Origin of the sequence: Serratia proteamaculans (assembly GCF_008830365.1) — a bacterium.
Classification (GTDB): Bacteria; Pseudomonadota; Gammaproteobacteria; order Enterobacterales; family Enterobacteriaceae; genus Serratia; species Serratia proteamaculans.
In genome coordinates, this window is the sequence record NZ_WBKI01000004.1 from 233,787 (window position 1) to 252,227 (window position 18,441).

General features: G+C 56.7%; 16 protein-coding genes and 1 riboswitch. Of the genes, 11 read left to right on the plus strand and 5 right to left on the minus strand.

The genetic code is table 11. The features are described from left to right. Window positions 1-124: 124 nt before the first annotated feature. From F8R23_RS16965 to yjeH, 4 genes are all read left to right on the plus strand, one after another. Window positions 125-1,432: a CYTH domain-containing protein gene (locus F8R23_RS16965; protein WP_112347071.1), complete on the plus strand. Its 1,308-nt coding sequence runs from the start codon at window positions 125-127 to the stop codon at window positions 1,430-1,432. A 45-nt stretch (window positions 1,433-1,477) separates the two neighbouring features. Further along, a complete protein-coding gene (gene glnE, locus F8R23_RS16970; RefSeq protein ID WP_151415836.1) occupies window positions 1,478-4,315 on the plus strand; it encodes a bifunctional [glutamate--ammonia ligase]-adenylyl-L-tyrosine phosphorylase/[glutamate--ammonia-ligase] adenylyltransferase in 2,838 nt (945 codons plus the stop codon). A gap of 93 nt (window positions 4,316-4,408) precedes the next feature. Next, window positions 4,409-5,839, plus strand: coding sequence for a bifunctional D-glycero-beta-D-manno-heptose-7-phosphate kinase/D-glycero-beta-D-manno-heptose 1-phosphate adenylyltransferase HldE (gene hldE / locus F8R23_RS16975; RefSeq protein WP_012146988.1), 1,431 nt, complete (start codon window positions 4,409-4,411; stop codon window positions 5,837-5,839). 148 nt (window positions 5,840-5,987) lie between these two features. Beyond that, window positions 5,988-7,241 (plus strand): L-methionine/branched-chain amino acid transporter, encoded by a 1,254-nt coding sequence (gene yjeH, locus F8R23_RS16980; protein ID WP_129938866.1) that lies wholly within the window; start codon window positions 5,988-5,990, stop codon window positions 7,239-7,241. A 29-nt stretch (window positions 7,242-7,270) separates the two neighbouring features. Here the strand turns inward: yjeH and ubiK are convergent, their stop codons facing one another. Continuing rightward, window positions 7,271-7,549 carry a ubiquinone biosynthesis accessory factor UbiK gene (gene ubiK / locus F8R23_RS16985; RefSeq protein WP_012146986.1) on the minus strand — a complete coding sequence of 93 codons (279 nt, stop codon included), beginning with the start codon at window positions 7,547-7,549 and terminating at the stop codon, window positions 7,271-7,273. A 145-nt stretch (window positions 7,550-7,694) separates the two neighbouring features. Then, window positions 7,695-7,856, plus strand: a riboswitch (FMN riboswitch). A 110-nt stretch (window positions 7,857-7,966) separates the two neighbouring features. On the opposite strand from ubiK, the gene ribB reads away from it, so the two are divergent. Beyond that, the gene (ribB, locus tag F8R23_RS16990) at window positions 7,967-8,620 is read left to right on the plus strand and encodes a 3,4-dihydroxy-2-butanone-4-phosphate synthase (RefSeq protein WP_099063256.1); all 654 of its coding nucleotides are present in this window, start codon (window positions 7,967-7,969) and stop codon (window positions 8,618-8,620) included. 71 nt (window positions 8,621-8,691) lie between these two features. On the opposite strand, the gene F8R23_RS16995 is transcribed toward ribB, so the two are convergent. Then, complete coding sequence (locus tag F8R23_RS16995; RefSeq protein ID WP_151415837.1) at window positions 8,692-10,224, minus strand: alkaline phosphatase; 1,533 nt, start codon at window positions 10,222-10,224, stop codon at window positions 8,692-8,694. A gap of 301 nt (window positions 10,225-10,525) precedes the next feature. Here F8R23_RS16995 and ygiD point away from each other — a divergent pair, with 301 nt between their 5' ends. Further along, a complete protein-coding gene (ygiD, locus tag F8R23_RS17000; protein WP_129937273.1) occupies window positions 10,526-11,308 on the plus strand; it encodes a 4,5-DOPA-extradiol-dioxygenase in 783 nt (260 codons plus the stop codon). A 15-nt stretch (window positions 11,309-11,323) separates the two neighbouring features. Here ygiD and F8R23_RS17005 read toward each other — a convergent pair whose 3' ends face one another. Beyond that, the gene (locus F8R23_RS17005; RefSeq protein WP_129937274.1) at window positions 11,324-12,349 is read right to left on the minus strand and encodes a LacI family DNA-binding transcriptional regulator; all 1,026 of its coding nucleotides are present in this window, start codon (window positions 12,347-12,349) and stop codon (window positions 11,324-11,326) included. Window positions 12,350-12,563: 214 nt separating this feature from the next. Between F8R23_RS17005 and F8R23_RS17010 the strand changes: the two genes are divergently transcribed. The 5 genes from F8R23_RS17010 to F8R23_RS17030 are packed head-to-tail and all read left to right on the plus strand — an operon-like array spanning window position 12,564 to window position 16,916. Then, window positions 12,564-14,333 (plus strand): class I mannose-6-phosphate isomerase, encoded by a 1,770-nt coding sequence (locus F8R23_RS17010; RefSeq protein ID WP_129938868.1) that lies wholly within the window; start codon window positions 12,564-12,566, stop codon window positions 14,331-14,333. 6 nt (window positions 14,334-14,339) lie between these two features. Then, window positions 14,340-14,768, plus strand: a complete 429-nt coding sequence (locus tag F8R23_RS17015) for a PTS sugar transporter subunit IIA (protein ID WP_129937276.1) — start codon at window positions 14,340-14,342, stop codon at window positions 14,766-14,768. Between the two features lie 9 nt (window positions 14,769-14,777). Beyond that, on the plus strand, window positions 14,778-15,272 hold the full coding sequence (locus F8R23_RS17020) for a PTS sugar transporter subunit IIB (RefSeq protein WP_129937277.1): 495 nt from the start codon (window positions 14,778-14,780) through the stop codon (window positions 15,270-15,272). Window positions 15,273-15,294: 22 nt separating this feature from the next. After that, window positions 15,295-16,095 (plus strand): PTS mannose/fructose/sorbose/N-acetylgalactosamine transporter subunit IIC, encoded by an 801-nt coding sequence (locus F8R23_RS17025; protein ID WP_085119282.1) that lies wholly within the window; start codon window positions 15,295-15,297, stop codon window positions 16,093-16,095. Next, window positions 16,095-16,916 carry a PTS system mannose/fructose/sorbose family transporter subunit IID gene (locus F8R23_RS17030; protein WP_012146977.1) on the plus strand — a complete coding sequence of 274 codons (822 nt, stop codon included), beginning with the start codon at window positions 16,095-16,097 and terminating at the stop codon, window positions 16,914-16,916. Before F8R23_RS17025 ends, F8R23_RS17030 begins: the two co-directional genes overlap by 1 nt. A gap of 156 nt (window positions 16,917-17,072) precedes the next feature. On the opposite strand, the gene F8R23_RS17035 is transcribed toward F8R23_RS17030, so the two are convergent. Together F8R23_RS17035 and F8R23_RS17040 are read right to left on the minus strand one after the other, a co-directional pair. Continuing rightward, window positions 17,073-17,855, minus strand: a complete 783-nt coding sequence (locus tag F8R23_RS17035; RefSeq protein ID WP_129937278.1) for a glucose-6-phosphate isomerase family protein — start codon at window positions 17,853-17,855, stop codon at window positions 17,073-17,075. Beyond that, a complete protein-coding gene (locus F8R23_RS17040; RefSeq protein WP_151415838.1) occupies window positions 17,848-18,411 on the minus strand; it encodes a glucose-6-phosphate isomerase family protein in 564 nt (187 codons plus the stop codon). The genes F8R23_RS17035 and F8R23_RS17040 overlap by 8 nt, the downstream gene beginning before the upstream one ends. Between the last annotated feature and the right edge of the window lie 30 nt (window positions 18,412-18,441).

Here is an 18,441-nt window from a genome sequence, read left to right on the forward strand (position 1 = left end):
GGTTAAGGCGCCGGGAATCGCGGTAAGATAACGGCAACTGTGCGTCACCGGGCAGAACGTGGCAGGCCAGGCCCGCCGCCGTGAAGGCTGACGCGAATGCGTAACTTATTGGTGTAAAAGACTTATGACCGTTGAAATAGAACTGAAATTTATTGCCACTCCGGATGCGGTTGCCGCCTTGCCGCAGCAACTGGCCGCTTGGCCGAATCAGCATTCCGCACCGCAAAAACTGACCAATATTTATTTCGAAACCGCCGACAATTTCCTGCGTGGTCAGGATATGGGGCTGCGTATCCGCGGGTACGACGACAGTTATGAAATGACCATCAAAACCGCCGGTAAGGTGGTCGCGGGCTTGCATCAGCGTCCGGAATATAATGTAGCGATTGCCACGCCGGAGCTGGCACTGGATCGGTTCCAGGCGGATATCTGGCCGCAAGACTGCGATGTTCAGGCGCTGCAACAGGTGTTGCAGCCGCTGTTCCGTACTGACTTTGTGCGTGAGAAGTGGGTGGTCACTTACGGTAAGAGCGAGATTGAGGTTGGTCTTGACCAGGGTGAAGTGCGAGCCGGTGAGCTGAGTGAAGCGCTGTGCGAGATCGAACTGGAACTGAAAGAAGGCAACACCACCGATTTGCTGGCGCTGGCTAACGCACTGGCGGAGCACGGCGGCCTGCGTCAGGGCAACCTGAGCAAGGCGGCGCGGGGCTATCATTTGGCGCAGGGCAACGTCCCGCGTGAGCGTCATCCGCTGGCAGTATTGAAGCCGGCCGCCAAATCCAGCGTTGAGCAGGGGATGATCGCCAGTTTCGAACTGGGTTTGAGCCATTGGCAGTATCACGAAGAGCTGTGGTTGCGTGGCGATACTCAGGCCCGTCGTTCCGTGATGGAGGCGATTGCGCTGATCCGCCAGGCACTGGTGATTTTCGGTGGTCTGGTGCCACGCAAGGCCAGTGCCGATCTGCGCGCTCGTCTGACCGCACTGGAACCGCTTTTGGTTGATAAAACCACCCAACCGCAGGTGCTGTGCTACAGCGCGGAATATCTGCAATGTAAGTTGGCGCTCACATCGTGGTTGGTGACCGGTGCCTGGAAACCCTTTATCGATGCCAAGGCGCAGACCAAGCTTGACGGGTCCTTCAAACGTTTCAGTGACATTATGCTGGGGCGCAGCGCCGCGGAATTGAAAGAAGCCTTCACCCGTACGTTGAACGATGATGAATATGAGGAACAACTGCCGCGTCTGACGCGTCAGGTATCGGCATTTATCCTGCTGTCGGGCGCTTACCCTGACGACGAAACCGGTCCGTACATCGACGCTTGGCGCGAGTTGCAACTGGCGGTGGCCGAACGGCGTCAGGGCTGGTACGAAGGCAGCCGCAAGCAGGCCTTATTGCAGGCGCCATTCTGGTTAAACGGCGCCCTCCGCTAATTAAGCTGGCCTGCGAGGCGCAGGCCTTCGATTGGATCATTCACTATGTTGCCACTTTCAGCAGCGTTACAGGCTCAGGCACAGAACATTGTGCAGCGTTTTCAGGAAACTCAGGGCGTGGACTGCGCGCTCAGCGATCAGGAACAGTGGGTTTTGGCGTCGAGCGACTTTGTCTGCGACATGTTGCAGAGCCAGCCGGAATGGCTGGCGACGCTGCGCAAGCAACCACCGGTGGCAGACGAGTGGCAACATTATGCAGCCTGGCTGCAGGATGATTTGGAAGAGGTGCGTGACGAAGCGCAACTGATGCGCGTACTGCGCCTGTTCCGCCGCGAGACACTGGTGAGGGTCGCCTGGGCGCAGGCGTTGGGCCAATGCAGCACGCAAGAAACGCTGTTGCAACTGAGTGGGTTGGCAGAAACGCTGATCGTCAGCGCCCGCGACTGGCTGTACCAAACCTGCTGCCGTGAGTGGGGCACTCCCTGTAATGCTCAGGGCGTACCCCAACCGTTGCTGATCCTCGGGATGGGCAAATTGGGCGGCGGTGAGCTGAATTTCTCATCCGATATCGATCTGATCTTTGCCTACCCGGAAAATGGCCAGACCCAGGGCGGGCGGCGTGAGCTGGATAACGCCCAGTTCTTCACCCGTCTGGGGCAGCGGTTGATCAAAGCGCTGGATCAGCAAACCATCGACGGCTTCGTCTATCGCGTAGACATGCGCTTACGGCCGTTCGGCGATAGCGGCCCTCTGGTGATGAGTTTCGCCGCGTTGGAGGATTATTACCAGGAACAGGGCCGTGACTGGGAACGTTACGCGATGGTCAAGGCGCGGCTGATGGGGGGGGCGGAAGACGTTTACAGCGAAGAACTGCGCAAAACCCTGCGGCCGTTTGTTTTCCGTCGCTATATCGATTTCAGTGTGATCCAGTCGCTGCGCAATATGAAAGGCATGATCGCCCGTGAGGTTCGGCGGCGCGGGCTAAAAGACAATATCAAGCTGGGTGCCGGCGGCATCCGCGAAATTGAATTTATCACTCAGGTGTTCCAATTGATCCGCGGCGGCCGTGAGCCGGCGTTGCAGGGCCGTTCCTTGCTGCCTACGTTACAGGCGGTGGGGGAACTGGGGTTGCTGGAGCCGCAGCAGGTACAGGCGATGAGCGCCAGTTACCTGTTCTTGCGTCGGCTGGAAAACCTGCTGCAGGCGATTGCCGATCAACAAACACAAACGCTGCCGCAAGATGAACTGGATCAGGCGCGCCTGGCCTGGGGCATGGGGTTCGACGACTGGTCGGCACTGCTGGCGGCGTTGGAGATCCATATGCAGGCAGTCAGGGCGGTATTTAACGACCTGATTGGCGACGATAGCCCTGACGTTGGCGAAGATCCGGATTATCAGCACTATCACAGTCTGTGGCAGGACGCGCTGGAAGAGAACGAACTGGCCCCATTGACGCCACATCTGGACGAAGAGGCGCGCAGGCAGATGCTGCGCACCATTGCCGAGTTTCGTCATGACGTCGACAAACGCACCATCGGCCCACGCGGTCGTGATGTGCTCGATCAACTGATGCCTCGCCTGCTGGCGGAAGTGTGTCCGCGTCAGGATGCACCGACCGCGTTGCTGCGGCTGACTCAGTTACTATTGAGCATCGTGACTCGTACTACCTACCTCGAGCTGCTGGTGGAATACCATGCGGCGCTCAGCCATTTGATTCGCCTGTGTGCCGCTTCACCGATGGTGGCCAATCAACTGTCGCGTTATCCCTTGCTGCTGGATGAACTGCTGGAGCCGGCGACGCTGTATCAGCCGGTGGCCCCGGATGCCTACCGCAGCGAGCTGCGTCAGTACCTGTTGCGAGTGCCGGAAGACGACGAAGAGCAGAGGCTGGAGGCGCTGCGCCAGTTCAAACAGGCGCAGCAATTGCGTATTGCCGCCGGGGATATCTCTGGTGCGTTGCCGGTGATGAAAGTGAGCGATCACCTCACCTATCTGGCGGAAGCGATTATCGATACTGTGGTGCAGCAGGCGTGGAACGATATGGTCGCACGCTATGGCCAGCCGACTCATTTGCAGGAGCGTGAAGGGCGCGGCTTTGCGGTGATTGGCTACGGCAAACTGGGCGGTTGGGAACTGGGCTACAGTTCCGATCTTGACCTGGTGTTTATCCTCGACTGTCCGCCGGAGGTGATGACCGACGGCGATCGCAGCATCGACGGCCGTCAGTTTTATCTGCGTCTGGCGCAGCGCGTGATGCACCTGTTCAGCACCCGCACCTCGTCCGGTATTCTGTATGAAGTGGATGCTCGACTGCGGCCGTCGGGTGCAGCCGGTATGCTGGTCAGTACCGTCGAAGCCTTTGCCGATTATCAGCAGAACGAGGCCTGGACCTGGGAACATCAGGCGTTGGTGCGGGCGCGCGTTGTACATGGCGATCCGTTGTTGCATCAGCAGTTTGACGTTATCCGTCGTGAGATCCTGTGCAAACAGCGTGATCCTGAAACGCTGAAGCGCGAGGTACGCGAGATGCGCGAGAAAATGCGCAATCACCTTGGCAGCAAGCAGCGCGATCTGTTTGATATCAAAGCCGACGAGGGCGGGATCACCGATATCGAATTTATTGCCCAGTATCTGGTCTTAGGCTATGCGGCCGCCGAACCACGCCTGACACGCTGGTCTGATAACGTGCGTATTTTCGAGCTGATGGCCAATTATGACATCATGCCGGAAGAAGAAGCACGCGCGCTGACCCAAGCTTACGTCACCATGCGCGATGAGATCCATCATCTGGCGTTGCAGGAGCATTCCGGCAAGGTCGGCAATGGACAATTCGCCGCCGAACGTGAACAAGTCCGCGCCAGTTGGGTGAAGTGGCTGGGCTGAGCCGGCCGGTTGCGCAATACGTTTTGCAGCTATTACAGACGTCTGTGGTAATATCTGCGCCACTAAAATTTTGTACTTTTTTGGAGTTATCGGATGAAAGTTACACTGCCTGATTTTCGCCGCGCCGGGGTATTGGTGGTGGGTGACGTCATGTTGGATCGCTATTGGTATGGGCCGACCAGCCGCATTTCACCGGAAGCGCCGGTGCCGGTGGTCAAGGTTGAAACCATTGAAGAGCGTCCTGGCGGTGCGGCTAACGTGGCGATGAACATTGCTTCGCTGGGCGCTAATTCACGCCTGGTGGGCCTGACCGGTATTGATGATGCCGCGCGGGCGCTGAGTGCCAAGCTGAACGAAGTGAACGTGCGCTGTGATTTTGTCTCGGTGCCGACGCATCCGACCATCACCAAGCTGCGCGTGCTGTCGCGTAATCAGCAGTTGATCCGTCTCGATTTCGAAGAAGGCTTCTCTAACGTCGATCCACAGCCGTTACTGGAGCGCATTCAACAGGCGCTGCCACAGATTGGCGCACTGGTGCTGTCCGACTACGCCAAAGGCGCGCTGAGCCAGGTACAGAGCATGATCCAATTGGCACGGGCTGCCAAGGTGCCGGTGCTGATCGACCCTAAAGGATCGGATTTCGAGCGTTATCGTGGCGCAACGCTGCTGACGCCAAACTTGTCCGAATTCGAAGCGGTGGTAGGTCACTGTAAAGACGAAGCCGAACTGGTTGAACGCGGCATGAAGTTGGTCGCGGACTTTGAGCTTTCTGCCCTGTTGGTTACCCGTTCCGAACACGGCATGACGCTGCTGCAGCCGGGGATTGCGCCACTGCATCTGCCAACTCTGGCGCAGGAAGTGTTCGACGTTACCGGTGCCGGCGATACGGTTATCGGCGTGTTGGCCGCGGCACTGGCTGCCGGTAACACGCTGGAAGAGTCCTGTTTCCTGGCCAATGCCGCCGCCGGTGTGGTGGTAGGCAAGCTGGGCACCTCGACCGTTTCACCGATCGAGCTGGAAAACGCGGTACGCGGCCGGGCCGAAACAGGCTTTGGCGTGATGACCGAAGCCCAGTTGAAAACTGCTGTGGCGCAAGCCCGTCAGCGCGGTGAAAAAGTGGTGATGACCAACGGCATCTTCGACATTCTGCATGCCGGTCACGTCTCTTATCTGGCCAATGCCCGCAAGCTGGGCGATCGCCTGATTGTGGCGGTGAACAGCGATGCTTCCACTAAACGTCTGAAAGGCGAAACCCGTCCGGTCAACGCGCTGGAAAACCGCATGATCGTGCTGGGTGCGCTGGAAGCAGTGGACTGGGTAGTGCCGTTTGAAGAAGACACGCCACAGCGCCTGATCGCCGACATCCTGCCGGATCTGCTGGTGAAAGGCGGCGATTACAAGCCTGAAGACATCGCCGGCAGCACCGAGGTGTGGGCCAACGGCGGTGATGTCAAAGTGTTGAACTTTGAAGACGGTTTGTCGACCACCAACATCATCAAGGCAATCAAAGACGGGCGTGGTTAACATTTTATTTTTAGCCTAAATAATTCGAGTTATATCAAGGCGGCAATCGAGGGAGACCGATGAACTTACATGAGTAAGTGATTCGGGTGAGTAAGAGCGGCCAACGCGGATACAGCTTGGAGTATGAGGGATAAAACGGCGGTGGGCGGTGAGTGGACTAAAGCAAGAGCTAAGTTTGGCGCAGGGCGTTGGGCTATTGTCCACTTCACTGCTGGGTACCGGGGTGTTTGCCGTTCCGGCCCTGGCAGCACAGGTGGCGCAGGGCGATAGCCTGTGGGCCTGGCCGGTGCTGATTATCCTGGTCTTCCCGATCGCCATCGCCTTTGCCGCTTTAGGCCGTTACTTCCCCAGCGCCGCTGGCGCAGCACACTTCGTCGGGCTGGCCTTTGGCCCGCGCATGGCGAAAGTGACCGGCTGGCTGTTTTTGTCGGTGATCCCGGTTGGGCTGCCGGCTGCGTTGCAGATTGCCGCCGGTTTTTGGCAGGCCACTTTCGGCTGGAGCGCCAATGGCCTGCTGTTGGTGCAGATCGCCACGCTGGTGGTGATTTGGTTTTTAGGCACGCGCAGCGCAGGTTCCAGCGCCAATATTCAAACGCTAATCGCTATTCTGGTGGTGGCACTGGTGGCCGCTATCTGGTGGCGAGGCGACATCTCACTGACCCAAATTTCCTGGCCGGCCATCGACGAAATCTCCCCGCCCAATCTGTTCCACGCGTTGGCAGTGATGTTCTGGTGCTTTGTGGGGTTGGAGGCGTTTGCCCATTTGGCGACCGAGTTCCGTAACCCTGAACGCGATTTCCCGCGTGCGCTGTTGTTTGGCATGTTGGTCGCCGGGGCAGTGTACTGGGGTTGTACCGTAGCGGTGCTGCATTTCCATGCCTACGGTGAGCATCAGGCGGCGGCAGCTTCGTTGCCGGGTATCGTGGTGCAACTGTTTGGTCAGCATGCGCTGTGGGTAGCCTGCATTATTGGCTATCTGGCCTGCTTCGCCAGCGTGAATATCTATACCCAAAGCTTCGCTCGGCTGGTGTGGTCGCAGGCGCAGGATCGTCCGTCCAGCGCGTTGGCCAAGCTGTCTGCCGGACAGGCCCCAGTCAATGCATTAAGCGCAGTAGTGGGGAGTTGCTTGCTGTTCACTTTGCTGATTTATACGCTGAAGCTACCGCTGGATACGCTGCTGGTGTATGCCAATGGCATCTTCGTGTTGATCTACCTGCTGTGCATGCTGGCGGGTTGCCGAATTTTGCACGGACGTTCGCGGTTAATGGCGGCGACAGGACTGGTGCTGTGTGTGTTGCTGATGGTAATTATTGGCTGGAAAAGTCTGTATGCGCTGGCAATGTTCGCGCTGATTTGGCTGGTGTTGCGGCTTAAGGCGCAGGCGGCGTTCAAACCGCAATAAGGGCGCGGTGCCGCGCCCTTAACGGTAACTTATTCGGCGTCTGGCTGTTGCGCAGCAGGCGTGGCGTTCAGCTTGCTTTCCAGCTCACTCATACGCTGTTCCAGCAATGCCAGTTTTTCGCGGGTGCGCAGCAGCACCTGGGTCTGCACGTCGAACTCTTCGCGGTTGACCAAATCCAGGCGGGTGAGCTGTGACTGCAACACCTGACGGATTTTCTTCTCAACGTCTTCCCCGAATTCACGCACACCTTTAGGCATGGACTCATGCACCTGACGTGCGATCTGTTCAATTTTTTTCGGGTCAATCATGGCGTTTCCCTTTCAGAGTTTATTAGCTGTCGCCTAGTGTAATGCGAGTTGCTCGCCGGATAAACTATTAACCGCATTCCATGGCACTGGCCGAATTGTGCTTTTGCCAATTGCCCTGATTAATCATTAGCGTTATAGTCGAGAAGCTTATTCTCAGGGCGGGGTGCAAGTCCCCACCGGCGGTAAATCACCTTTTACGGTGAAAGCCCGCGAGCGCTCAGCCAGTTTCTTGCAGTTTGGTTAGAGGTCAGCAGATCCGGTGTAATTCCGGGGCCGACGGTTATAGTCCGGATGGGAGAGAGTAACGGTATCTGCCGGGTTTGCGCCCGCTTGCGTTATTTTTTTAGCTATTGCTAGCTACTCCTCAAGATCGCCCTGGTTCTGGTAATCCATAATTTTCTAATGAGGTTTTTTACCATGAATCAGACCCTACTTTCAGATTTCGGCACGCCGGTAGAACGCGTAGAACGCGCTCTTGAAGCATTGCGCAGTGGGCGCGGTGTGATGGTGCTCGATGATGAAAATCGTGAAAACGAAGGTGATATGATCTTCGCCGCAGAAACCATGACCGTTGAGCAGATGGCGCTGACCATTCGCCACGGTAGCGGTATTGTGTGCCTGTGTCTCACCGAAGAACGCCGTCAGCAGCTTGAGCTGCCGATGATGGTGACTCACAACTCCAGCCAGTTCCAGACCGCCTTCACCGTGACTATCGAAGCGGCGCAGGGGGTGACGACCGGTGTTTCCGCATCCGATCGTCTGACCACCATTCGTGCGGCAATTGCCGATAACGCCAAGCCGAGCGATTTGAACCGCCCTGGCCACGTGTTCCCACTGCGTGCGCAGCCGGGTGGCGTGCTGAGCCGTCGTGGCCATACCGAAGCGACGATCGATCTGGTATCAATGGCCGGTTTCAAACCTGCCGGCGTGCTGTGTGAACTGACCAACGATGACGGCAGCATGGCGCATGCGCCAGAAGTGATCCTGTTCGCCAAACAGCATGACATGCACGTGCTGACCATCGAAGATCTGGTGGCTTACCGTCAGGCGCAGGAGCAGAAAGCCAGCTGATATCAGACTGATTTTCTGAACATAAAAAAGCCGCATATGCGGCTTTTTTTATGGGGCTGAGCAGGGGGAAATTATCGTTTGGGTAGCCGCTCGCCGATGCGGCTGGCGTAATTCATCACGTGGAACGTGTAGTTCTCTTCAACCGTGCCTTGGAACAGATGCGCCCAGGGGCCGATGGCATAGATGCCGAGATCTTCACCGCCGTGGGTTTCACTTTTCAATGGCACCAGCGCCGGCTGGATAAAGTCGGGCGCGGTGGTCTGCTCCATGGTCAGCATCGGGCGCTCCGTCAGCGGAATGGCGCCGCCGGGGCCGTTGGCGAAACCGACGGTGGTGTAAGGTTTGCCGTCACTGCCCAGCATGGGTTTACCGTCGACGCCCAGAGAAATCCCGAGGATCGGATTGCCGCGTTTGGCGTAGCCGGCAATGGTTAGCGTATGGCTGTGATCGCCGGTCACAATTACCAGCGTATCGTCCACATTGACCTTGCTGATGATGGTTTTCACCGCCTCGTTAAGCGCGACAGCGTCAGTCAGGGTGCGGTAGGCGTTACCGTTGTGGCTGCCGTGATCGATACGTCCGCCTTCAATCAGCAGCAGGTAGCCCTCGGGGTTCTTGCTCAGGATATCGATGGCCTTGCCGGCCATTTCCGCCAGTGAGGGCTCACCCGCCGCATCTTGTCGCCGATCGTGTTCGAAATTCATGTGCGAAGGCTCAAACAGCGCCAGCACATGATCGACATTGGCGGGATCGAGCTTATCGAACTGCGCCTGATTCCACACATAGCTGCCGCGTGCGCCATAGCGTTTAAGCCAGGCCTGCGTCAGATCCCGGCCATCCTTCCTGGCCCCGCGTTGGTCGGGATATTCAGGGTCGGTTGCGCTGTTGGGGAGGAAGTTGGCGCGCCCGCCGCCCATAGCGACGTTGAGGCCGTTGCCATATTTCATTTCCACCAGTTGGCTGGCGATATCGCGGCAGCCGGCCGCCAGGGCGCCTGCCGGCATTTTGGCATCGGATTCCCAGTCGCGGTTGGCGATATGCGCGTAGGTGGCGCCCGGGGTGGCATGGGTGATTGTGGCGGTGGTGACCGCACCGGTAGACATTCCCAGCGTAGCGGCCATTTCCCACAGCGTGGTCACCGCTTTGGTTTTTTGGTCCTCACAGCTGTTGAGGGTTGCGGTATGGTTCAGCCCCATCAGGTCATTGACGGTTTTAACGCCGGTGGTCATCGCTACCGCGCTCGGCGCGGAGTCGGTGATCTGAGCGTTGGCGGAGTAGGTCTTGGCGACCGCCAGATAGGGGAAGGCCTCCCACGCCAGCACGTTGGATTCGCCGTCAACTCCGCGCTGCTGCCCTTCAAAAATGCGTGCGGCGGTAACGGTTGAAAAACCCATGCCGTCACCGACCACCAGGATGACGTTTTTTGCCTGACGGGTATTATTTTGCTGCGCCAGTATGCGCTGCAGCTGGCCCTGAGCCTGGGTGAAATAAGGATCGTCCCGCTGCACCAGCTGCGCTTCCTCCTCTGCGTTTGCGGTTGCCATCCACGCGATGAGCAGGGGGATTGAAAGAGTCAGGCGGGTTGCCAGAGTGGATCTGAACATATATTCCTCCTTGGTTATGCTGTATTTCCCGTGTTGCCGAATGTCGCCGGCAGCGACGCTCATTGTAGGTTTTACGTTCGCAAATAATACGAAAATTGTTCATAAATCAGACGCACGTAGCAGTAATGCCTTGATATTCATAAAGGTTATGGAATGTGTTTGAAGTATATTCCTTGGGCGATCGCCTGGCGTTAGCCATTCAAATTTATTGAATATCATCATCACCGTTATCCGGCTGTGTCGGCGTGGCAAAGGGCGTAATCTAATCGCCATACCGCAGATGATTAACCAAGGATCCTGTATGAACACCTCTCGTATGCCAGCACTTTTTCTTGGCCACGGTAGTCCGATGAACGCGCTGGAAGAAAACCGCTACACCCAGGCATGGCGTACGTTGGGTGAAACCTTGCCACGTCCGAAGGCTATCGTTGCCGTTTCCGCTCACTGGTATACCCGTGGCACTGCGGTTACTGCGATGGAAAAACCGAAAACCATCCATGACTTTGGAGGGTTCCCACAGGCGCTGTTTGATACCCAGTATCCGGCACCCGGTTCACCTGAACTGGCAGCACAGATCCAGCAGGTGCTGGCGCCGATCAACGTCAAGGCCGACGTCAGTGAGTGGGGACTGGATCACGGCACCTGGGGCGTATTGATCAAAATGTATCCCGAGGCGGACATTCCGGTCGTACAGCTCAGTATCGACGGTACCCAACCGGCGGAATATCACTATGACCTGGGCCGCAAGCTGGCGGAGCTGCGCGATCAGGGGATCATGATCGTTGCCAGCGGTAACGTGGTGCATAACCTGCGGATGGTGAAATGGCAGGGTGACGCCACCCCTTATCCATGGGCAACGTCGTTTGATAAGTTCGTGCGGGATAATCTGAATTATCAAGGCAATAACCACCCGCTGGTGAACTTTATGCAACATGAAGGCGCTGCGCTGTCGAACCCGACGCCGGAGCACTACCTGCCGCTGCTGTACGTGCTCGGCGGTTGGGACGGTGAGGAGGCGATAACCGTGCCGGTGGATGGTATTGAGATGAGCTCATTGAGCATGCTGTCAGTGCAGATCGGCTAGATCATTCACGCCAGCTCAGGCTGGCGTGAATTTATCTGCAAAACCGCAGGACTCGCGGATCACCAGAGAAGGCGGCAGGATTATACGTTTTGGCGGCTCATCATTGCCCTGAATACGGCTATACAACAGTTCCCCGGCTTTACGGCCAATCTCGCGCGAGGCCACCGACACGGTAGTCAAACCCGGCTGTACCAGTGAGGCTTCGGTAATATCATCAAAACCAATTAACGCAAAATCTTTGCCAATCTGACGGTCGAGTTTGCGCAATGTCTGCATTACCCCCAACGCGACGATGTCCTGATAGCACAGGGCTGCAGTGATTTCCGGGTGGGCCCTTAGTAACTGTTCTGCTGCCTTGGCACCGGAGCTCTGGCTGGCCTCGCTGTCCACAATCCATTCCCCTTTAACCATAATCCCGTGTTCCAGCAGCTTGCTGGTGTAGCCTCCCAGCCGCTGTGCGCGCGTGGTGGAACTGATGGAGCCGCCGATAAAGGCGATATGGCGATGGCCAAGATCCAGCAGATGCTGAGTCGCCAATTGGGTGCCCAGGAAGTTGTCGGTGCCGACGAAGTCAAAATGCGCATCGGCCACCGGCCGAACCACCATAATGGCCGGTATCTTGCGGCGCTTCAGCGTTTCAAAAAACAGAGTGGGAGTTTGCCGGGCGGCGCACAGCACCATGCCGCTGGTATTGTTCTGTAGCAGGGAGTCGACAAATTTTTGCTGCCTGTCGGCAGACTCTTCGCTGTTGGCCAGAAACAGCATCAACTGGTGACGCTCCATTTCCTGGCTCAACCCGGCGGTCATCTCCGCATAAAACGGATTGGTGATGTCGTGCAGTAACAGGCCGACCTGGTTGCTGCTGCGATTGCGCAGGTTAGCGGCGGTCTGATTGTAGACATAACCCAGTTCATCAATGGCACTCAGTACCCGCTTACGGGTGGCGTCCGATATGCGGCCACGGTTGCGCAATACCATCGATACCGTGGCGGTGGAGACTTTTGCGTGTGCGGCGACGTCCGCCAAAGTTATCGTGCTCATTTTATCTCCTGTCGATGCCGACGGTTATAGCAAGGTATAACGATTAACCTAATTTCGTAAAATTCCGGCAATAAATCGTGATTCACGTCACGAAAGTACGGTTTTTTATGGGGTTATTATCGATTGTAAGAGGTTAATCCCGTTAACCAGCCTGTTTGTTAGGAGGTTAATCGATTAATCTTTTTCTATGTATCCAGCTCATAGGCAGAAGAATATGACAGAGCAACAGCATAAATCAACCAGCTATGACAAGTATCCGGAAGTGGCGGTGCAGGGGTATGATCACGCCGCATGGCAAGGCTGGCAGGCAGTGGCCGAGGCCGTCAGACACAAGATTGTCGCCCTCGGGATGCGCAAAACCCTGTTGGTAGTGGATTGCTACCATGGGGTGAGTCTGGCAGAGCTAATCGAGAATCTTATTAAGCCTCTGCAGCCGGCCAATAGCATCAATGCTGAATCGGCCAAATACGATGAACCGCACATCCACGCGATGATTGAGCGCAATTTAACCGATGACCGTGTTTTTGGCGTGTTGTCGTGCCATGAAATGCCCGAGTTTTTTGATGCTGAGCGCGTCCAGCAGTTGCGCGATCAAATTGCGCGCGTCGACAGTGGGCTAGTGGTGGTTTATGGACCGGGCGCGGCGCTGATCGCCGAAGCCGATGTATTGGTGTATGCCGATATGGCCCGCTGGGAAATCCAGCAGCGTTTTCGCCGTGGTGAACTGGGCAACTGGGGCGCGGCCAATGTGGACGAGGACGTGCTGCGCCGCTACAAGCGAGCATTCTTCGTGGAATGGCGAGTCTTCGATCGTCATAAAACCCCACTGCTACAGCGTGCAGATTTTGTGTTGGACACCAACCAGGCTGGTCAACCCAAGCTGGTGACCGGCACGGCTTTCCATGCCGGATTGCAGCAGGCAACCCAACGCCCATTCCGCGTGGTGCCGTTTTTTGACCCTGGCATTTGGGGTGGCCAGTGGATGAAACAACAGTTCGATCTCGACCCGACGGCAGCCAACTACGCATGGTGTTTTGACTGCGTGCCCGAGGAAAACAGCCTGCTAATGCGTTTTGGTGACGTCCGGGTCGAGATCCCCTCACAGGATTTGGTGCTGTTATATCCCCGTCCCTTGCTGGGTGAGCAGGTGCATGCCCGCTTCGGTGCCGAATTCCCGATCCGTTTTGACCTGCTGGATACCGTCGGCGGGCAAAATCTCAGCTTCCAGGTGCACCCGCTGACGGAATATATCCAACAGCATTTCGGTATGCATTACACCCAGGATGAAAGCTATTACATTCTGGCGGCAGAGCCGGGGGCTGAGGTGTACCTGGGAGTGAAAAACGGCACCGAACCACAGGCGATGATGGCCGATCTGGCCGCTGCCCAAAGCGGTGAAAAGCCCTTCGATGACCAGCGTTTTGTTAATCGATTCCCGGCGCGTAAACACGACCATTTCCTGATCCCGGCGGGGACGGTGCATTGTTCCGGCTCGGGCGCCATGGTGCTGGAGATCAGCGCTACGCCGTACATTTTCACCTTCAAGCTGTGGGACTGGGGTCGTCTGGGATTAGATGGACAGCCGCGCCCGGTGCATCTGCAGCATGGTGAGCAGGTGATCAACTGGCAGTGCGATACTACCTGGGTGACGGAGCATTTGGTGAACCGCATTGAGCAAGTTGCCGAAGGTGCGGGCTGGCAGGAGGAGCGAACCGGTTTGCACGAGCGGGAATTTATCGAAACCCGGCGTCACTGGTTTAGTGAACCGGTGCTGCACCATACCGAAGGCCGGGTGAATGTGCTGAATCTGGTCGAAGGGGAAGAGGCGGTAGTTGAAAGCCCTGAAGGCCTTTTCGCGCCCTTCGTGGTGCATTACGCCGAAACCTTTATCGTACCGGCCGCCGTGGGGCCGTACCGTATCAGCCCCCATGGCCGCAGCCTGGGCAAAACTCTGGGCACCATTAAAGCCTGGGTAAGGGGATAAGCAATTATGTTGAAAGTGATAGTGACCTCCCATGGCCTGCTGGCCGAGGCGCTGATGAGCAGCGCAGGTATGGTTTACGGTGAACTGCCGGGAACCAGCCATGTGGCCCTGAGCGAAGGGGCGGGTATTGAAGCCTTTAAACAGGATTTTGCCGATGAATTGCAGCGGGTAAGCGCAGGGGCCGACGGTGTACTGGTGCTGTGCGACATGCTGTGTGGCACACCTTACAACGTGGCCTGCCGCCACGCATTTGATCCCCAAACGCCGGTGCCGATGGCCGTGGTGACCGGCGTGAATTTTCCGATGTTGTTAATGAGTGCCGAATTACTGGAGGGAAAGGATGTTCAACAGGCGGCACAGGAGCTGGTGGCACTGGGGGCTGAGGCGATTTCCCTTGCTCGTCCAGCGGTTATGGCACAACCCGACGATTTCTGAGGAGAGAATATGGCCATTTCATTTGTTCGTATCGACGACCGGGTTATTCACGGTCAACTGGTGACCCGTTGGGCGAAGGAATTACCCTGCGACGGCATTGTGGCGATCGATGATGAGGTAGCGGCGGATCCGCTGCTGTCATCGGTGATGAAGGGGGCGGTGCAAGACACCAGGGTATGGTTGTTTACCGTGCAGCAGGCGATAGAAAAGCTGCCGAAGGTGATCGCCAGCGACAAGCAGTACTTTGTGATTGGCAAATCACCGATCACGCTGCGCAGGCTGATAGAGGCCGGGATCGATCTCAGTAATCGTAACAAGAAAATCAACGTTGGGCCGATGTCTGCCCGCAAGGACACGGTGACCATCGGCCCGAATCAATCAGTGAGCGCGGTAGAGGCAGAGGCCTTCGATTTTCTTGCTGAACACGGACATGCCATCGAATTTCGTTTAGTCCCTGATGCCAGCCATTTCAGTTGGCTGGACGCAAAAAAGAAACTCAAATAAGCCTGAACGGCAGGAGTTAACTATGTGGTTTGAAGCGACGCTTATCGGGATACTTTGCTATCTCGGCGCGCTGAGCAGCCCTTGGCTGCTGGGACTGACCGGAGGCTGGTATATTCTCAGCCGTCCGTTGGTCTCCGGCATGCTGGTGGGGGCTATTCTCGGCGATGTACAGACCGGTATCATCATCGGTGTTGCGGTCCAGGCGGTGTATATCGCTATGGTCACACCGGGCGGATCGATGCCGGCCGATCTCAACTTTGTAGCGTTCCCGGCGATTGCGCTGGGTATTCTCTCCGGGAAAGGAACCGAGGTGGCGGTCGCACTGGCGGCGACTATCGGCATCATGGGGACCGTGTTGTTCAACGCCATGATGGTGCTCAATTCTTACTGGAATCACCGTGCAGATCTGGCGGTGGAGCGCGGTGATGAACGGGGAATTTACCTCAATAGCGCCATCTGGCCGCAGGTCACCAACTTCCTGCTGCGTTTTATTCCGACGTTTATCGCGGTGTTTTTCGGGGCGCGCTACATCAACGCCTTTATGGACAGTCTGCCGGCGCTGGTGTTGACCACCATGAACGTGGTGGGCGGTATTCTGCCTGCGGTCGGCATCGCTATTCTCCTCAAACAGATTATTAAAAGTTACAGCATGCTGATTTACTTCCTGGTGGGGTTTATCTGCATTGTTTTCCTCAAGCTGAATATGGTGGCGCTGGTGATTGTCGGCGCGCTGCTGGCACTGATTCACTACAACTATAAGCCAGAGCCGCAGGTGGCCGCCGCACAGGCCGCGCCTCAGGCTGATGATGAGGATGAATTCTGATGGATACGCCAACACCAAAATTGAATAAGCAGGATCTGCGTCGTTGCTGGCGCAGTTGGATGATGTACAACCTGTCATCGATGAGTTTCGAACGCCTGGAGTCTTACGGTTTTTGCCTGAGTATGATGCCGGCGCTGAAAAAGCTGTATCAGGACAAGCAGCAGCGTATTGAGGCCATTCGCCGCCATACCTCGTTTTACAATACCGAGCCGCAGTTGGGCGCGATTGTGAACGGCATGGTGATAGGACTGGAAGAAAAACGGGCCAACGGCGAGCCGATCGACGGGGAAACCATTAACACGCTCAAGGTGGGGCTGATGGGGCCGGTGGCCGGTATTGGCGACTCGATGGTTCCGGGCATGCTGATCCCGATTTTGCTGAGTATCGGCATGGCACTAGCGGCCGGTGGCAGTGTGATTGGACCGCTGTTTTATATCATCGCCTTTAGCCTGATCGTCATTCCTGGGTCTTACTGGCTGTTTATGAAAGGCTACCATATGGGCTCCGGCTCGGTGGAGATGCTGGTCAGCAGCAAGTCCTCACGGCTGCGGGAAGCCCTTTCTCTGCTGGGAGTGTTCGTCATGGGCGGCGTAGCGGCGAGCTACGTCAAACTGGGGACAGGGCTGGAGTTTGTGACCAAAGACGGGGTGAATATCCACCTGCAACAAATGCTGGACGGTATTTTTCCTAACCTGATGCCGCTGATAGTGGTGCTGGCGACCTGGTATTTAATGGCCAAGCGCGGACTGTCACCGGTGAAGGCGATGCTGGGGTTATTGGTATTGGCGGCGGCAGGGGTAGCCTGCGGTCTATTCTCTTAATACCCGTCGCCTTTCAAGTTGCAGCGTTGTTACCTGCACTCACTCCCCCAGTTACTTACTTAAGTAAGCGCCTGGGGATGAGTGAGCTGGGCGCCTAGCTGCAACTCGAAATTCATAGGGTATGAAATTTCCTGTTATTGAGCGAGACAGTGGTCTTTACGGCTCAAATCGTTGCCATTTTTCCGCTACGCTGCCGGGTTTGGAAATGAACTGGAAGCGCGCCGGGTCAGCTTCAAACTGCGAGTATAAGGAAGCCTCGCTCAAACCGAATTCGTGGTATTGGCGTGGCCCGATGGCATGCAGCCTGCCGGATTGATAATGCGGATTCTGTTGCCAGATAATATTGCTGCCCTGTAATAGCGGGTACCAGGCCAGCCCTTTATATTCACGTACGGCATCGTATTCAAAGCCATATTCACGATCGCACCAGGCGGCGAAGGTCAGCGGCTGGTGAGGATCGGCGGAAATCGTGGCGTGCGCCCATCCTGGCGGTACCAATACCTTCTCGCCCGGGCCGGCATGGACGGCAAAGCAACGTCCCGGCTCACGTTCAACCCGTTCTTGCATGTAAATAATGGCCTTACCTCGCCAGATCTCGTACAGCTCCGGCGGTGACCAGCCGCTGTGTACGCTGATGCGGTGCACATGGCCCTGGCTGCGTACCGGCTCCTGACCTAACTGGCCCTTGGCATAGGTGACAATACCGAACAGCAACATGCGTTTTTTCAATTCCGCCAAATGCTGTTGTTTGGCGACGTCCATGGCGATGGCATAAACCTGTTCCGGCCCACTGCAGTCAGGGTCGCGCAGAGAACGGCGGATTTGTTCCAGCGTTCTTATTTCCGGCAATGGCCCAATCACCTCATCGCCGTAGCCGAATCCCATCGGGTGGTCGCTAATGCGTACATCAAGGCCAAATTGCAGCATCGAGTCACTCATATTGCGCCTCCGCTTTCCAACCGTTGCCATCGGCAAAGACCCGCAGTTTGAATCCTTGTGGTTGCAGTGTGTCGTAGTTGTGCCCTGCCACCGTTGGCCAGACCGCCAGGGCGGACAGCACCTCAGTACCGGTATTAATCAGGCGGTGAGCGGTAAACGAAGGGATATGGTGAACGCTGCCGGGGGCAACCTGTTCCAACGTACAAGCCCCGTCCCGGTGTTGCAGTAGCAGCAAACCCTGGCCACGGAGGCCAAAATAGAACTCAGCCTGTTCGGGGCGCTGATGAAAATGCCCACGGGTCATAAAGAATTCGTTACCCACCCGGCCAGGCTGCAGGTGAGTTGTGCCCACAAACAGCTCACCTTCCCGTTGTTCGCAAGGCAGCATTTCGACCTGATAGACGGCAAGTTCTGCCGGCATCGCTCGCCATGCTGCAGGATCGGCAAAGATCCCCGCCAGGCTGCCCAGGGTAGTAGATTTGTGTTGAATATCAGGTGCAGTAAAGCATCCGTCGGTCAGGTTGACCTGCGGTGGAATAATGGACGTCAGTTTCATATCTGGTTGCTCCGCCCGAGGAGAACAGAC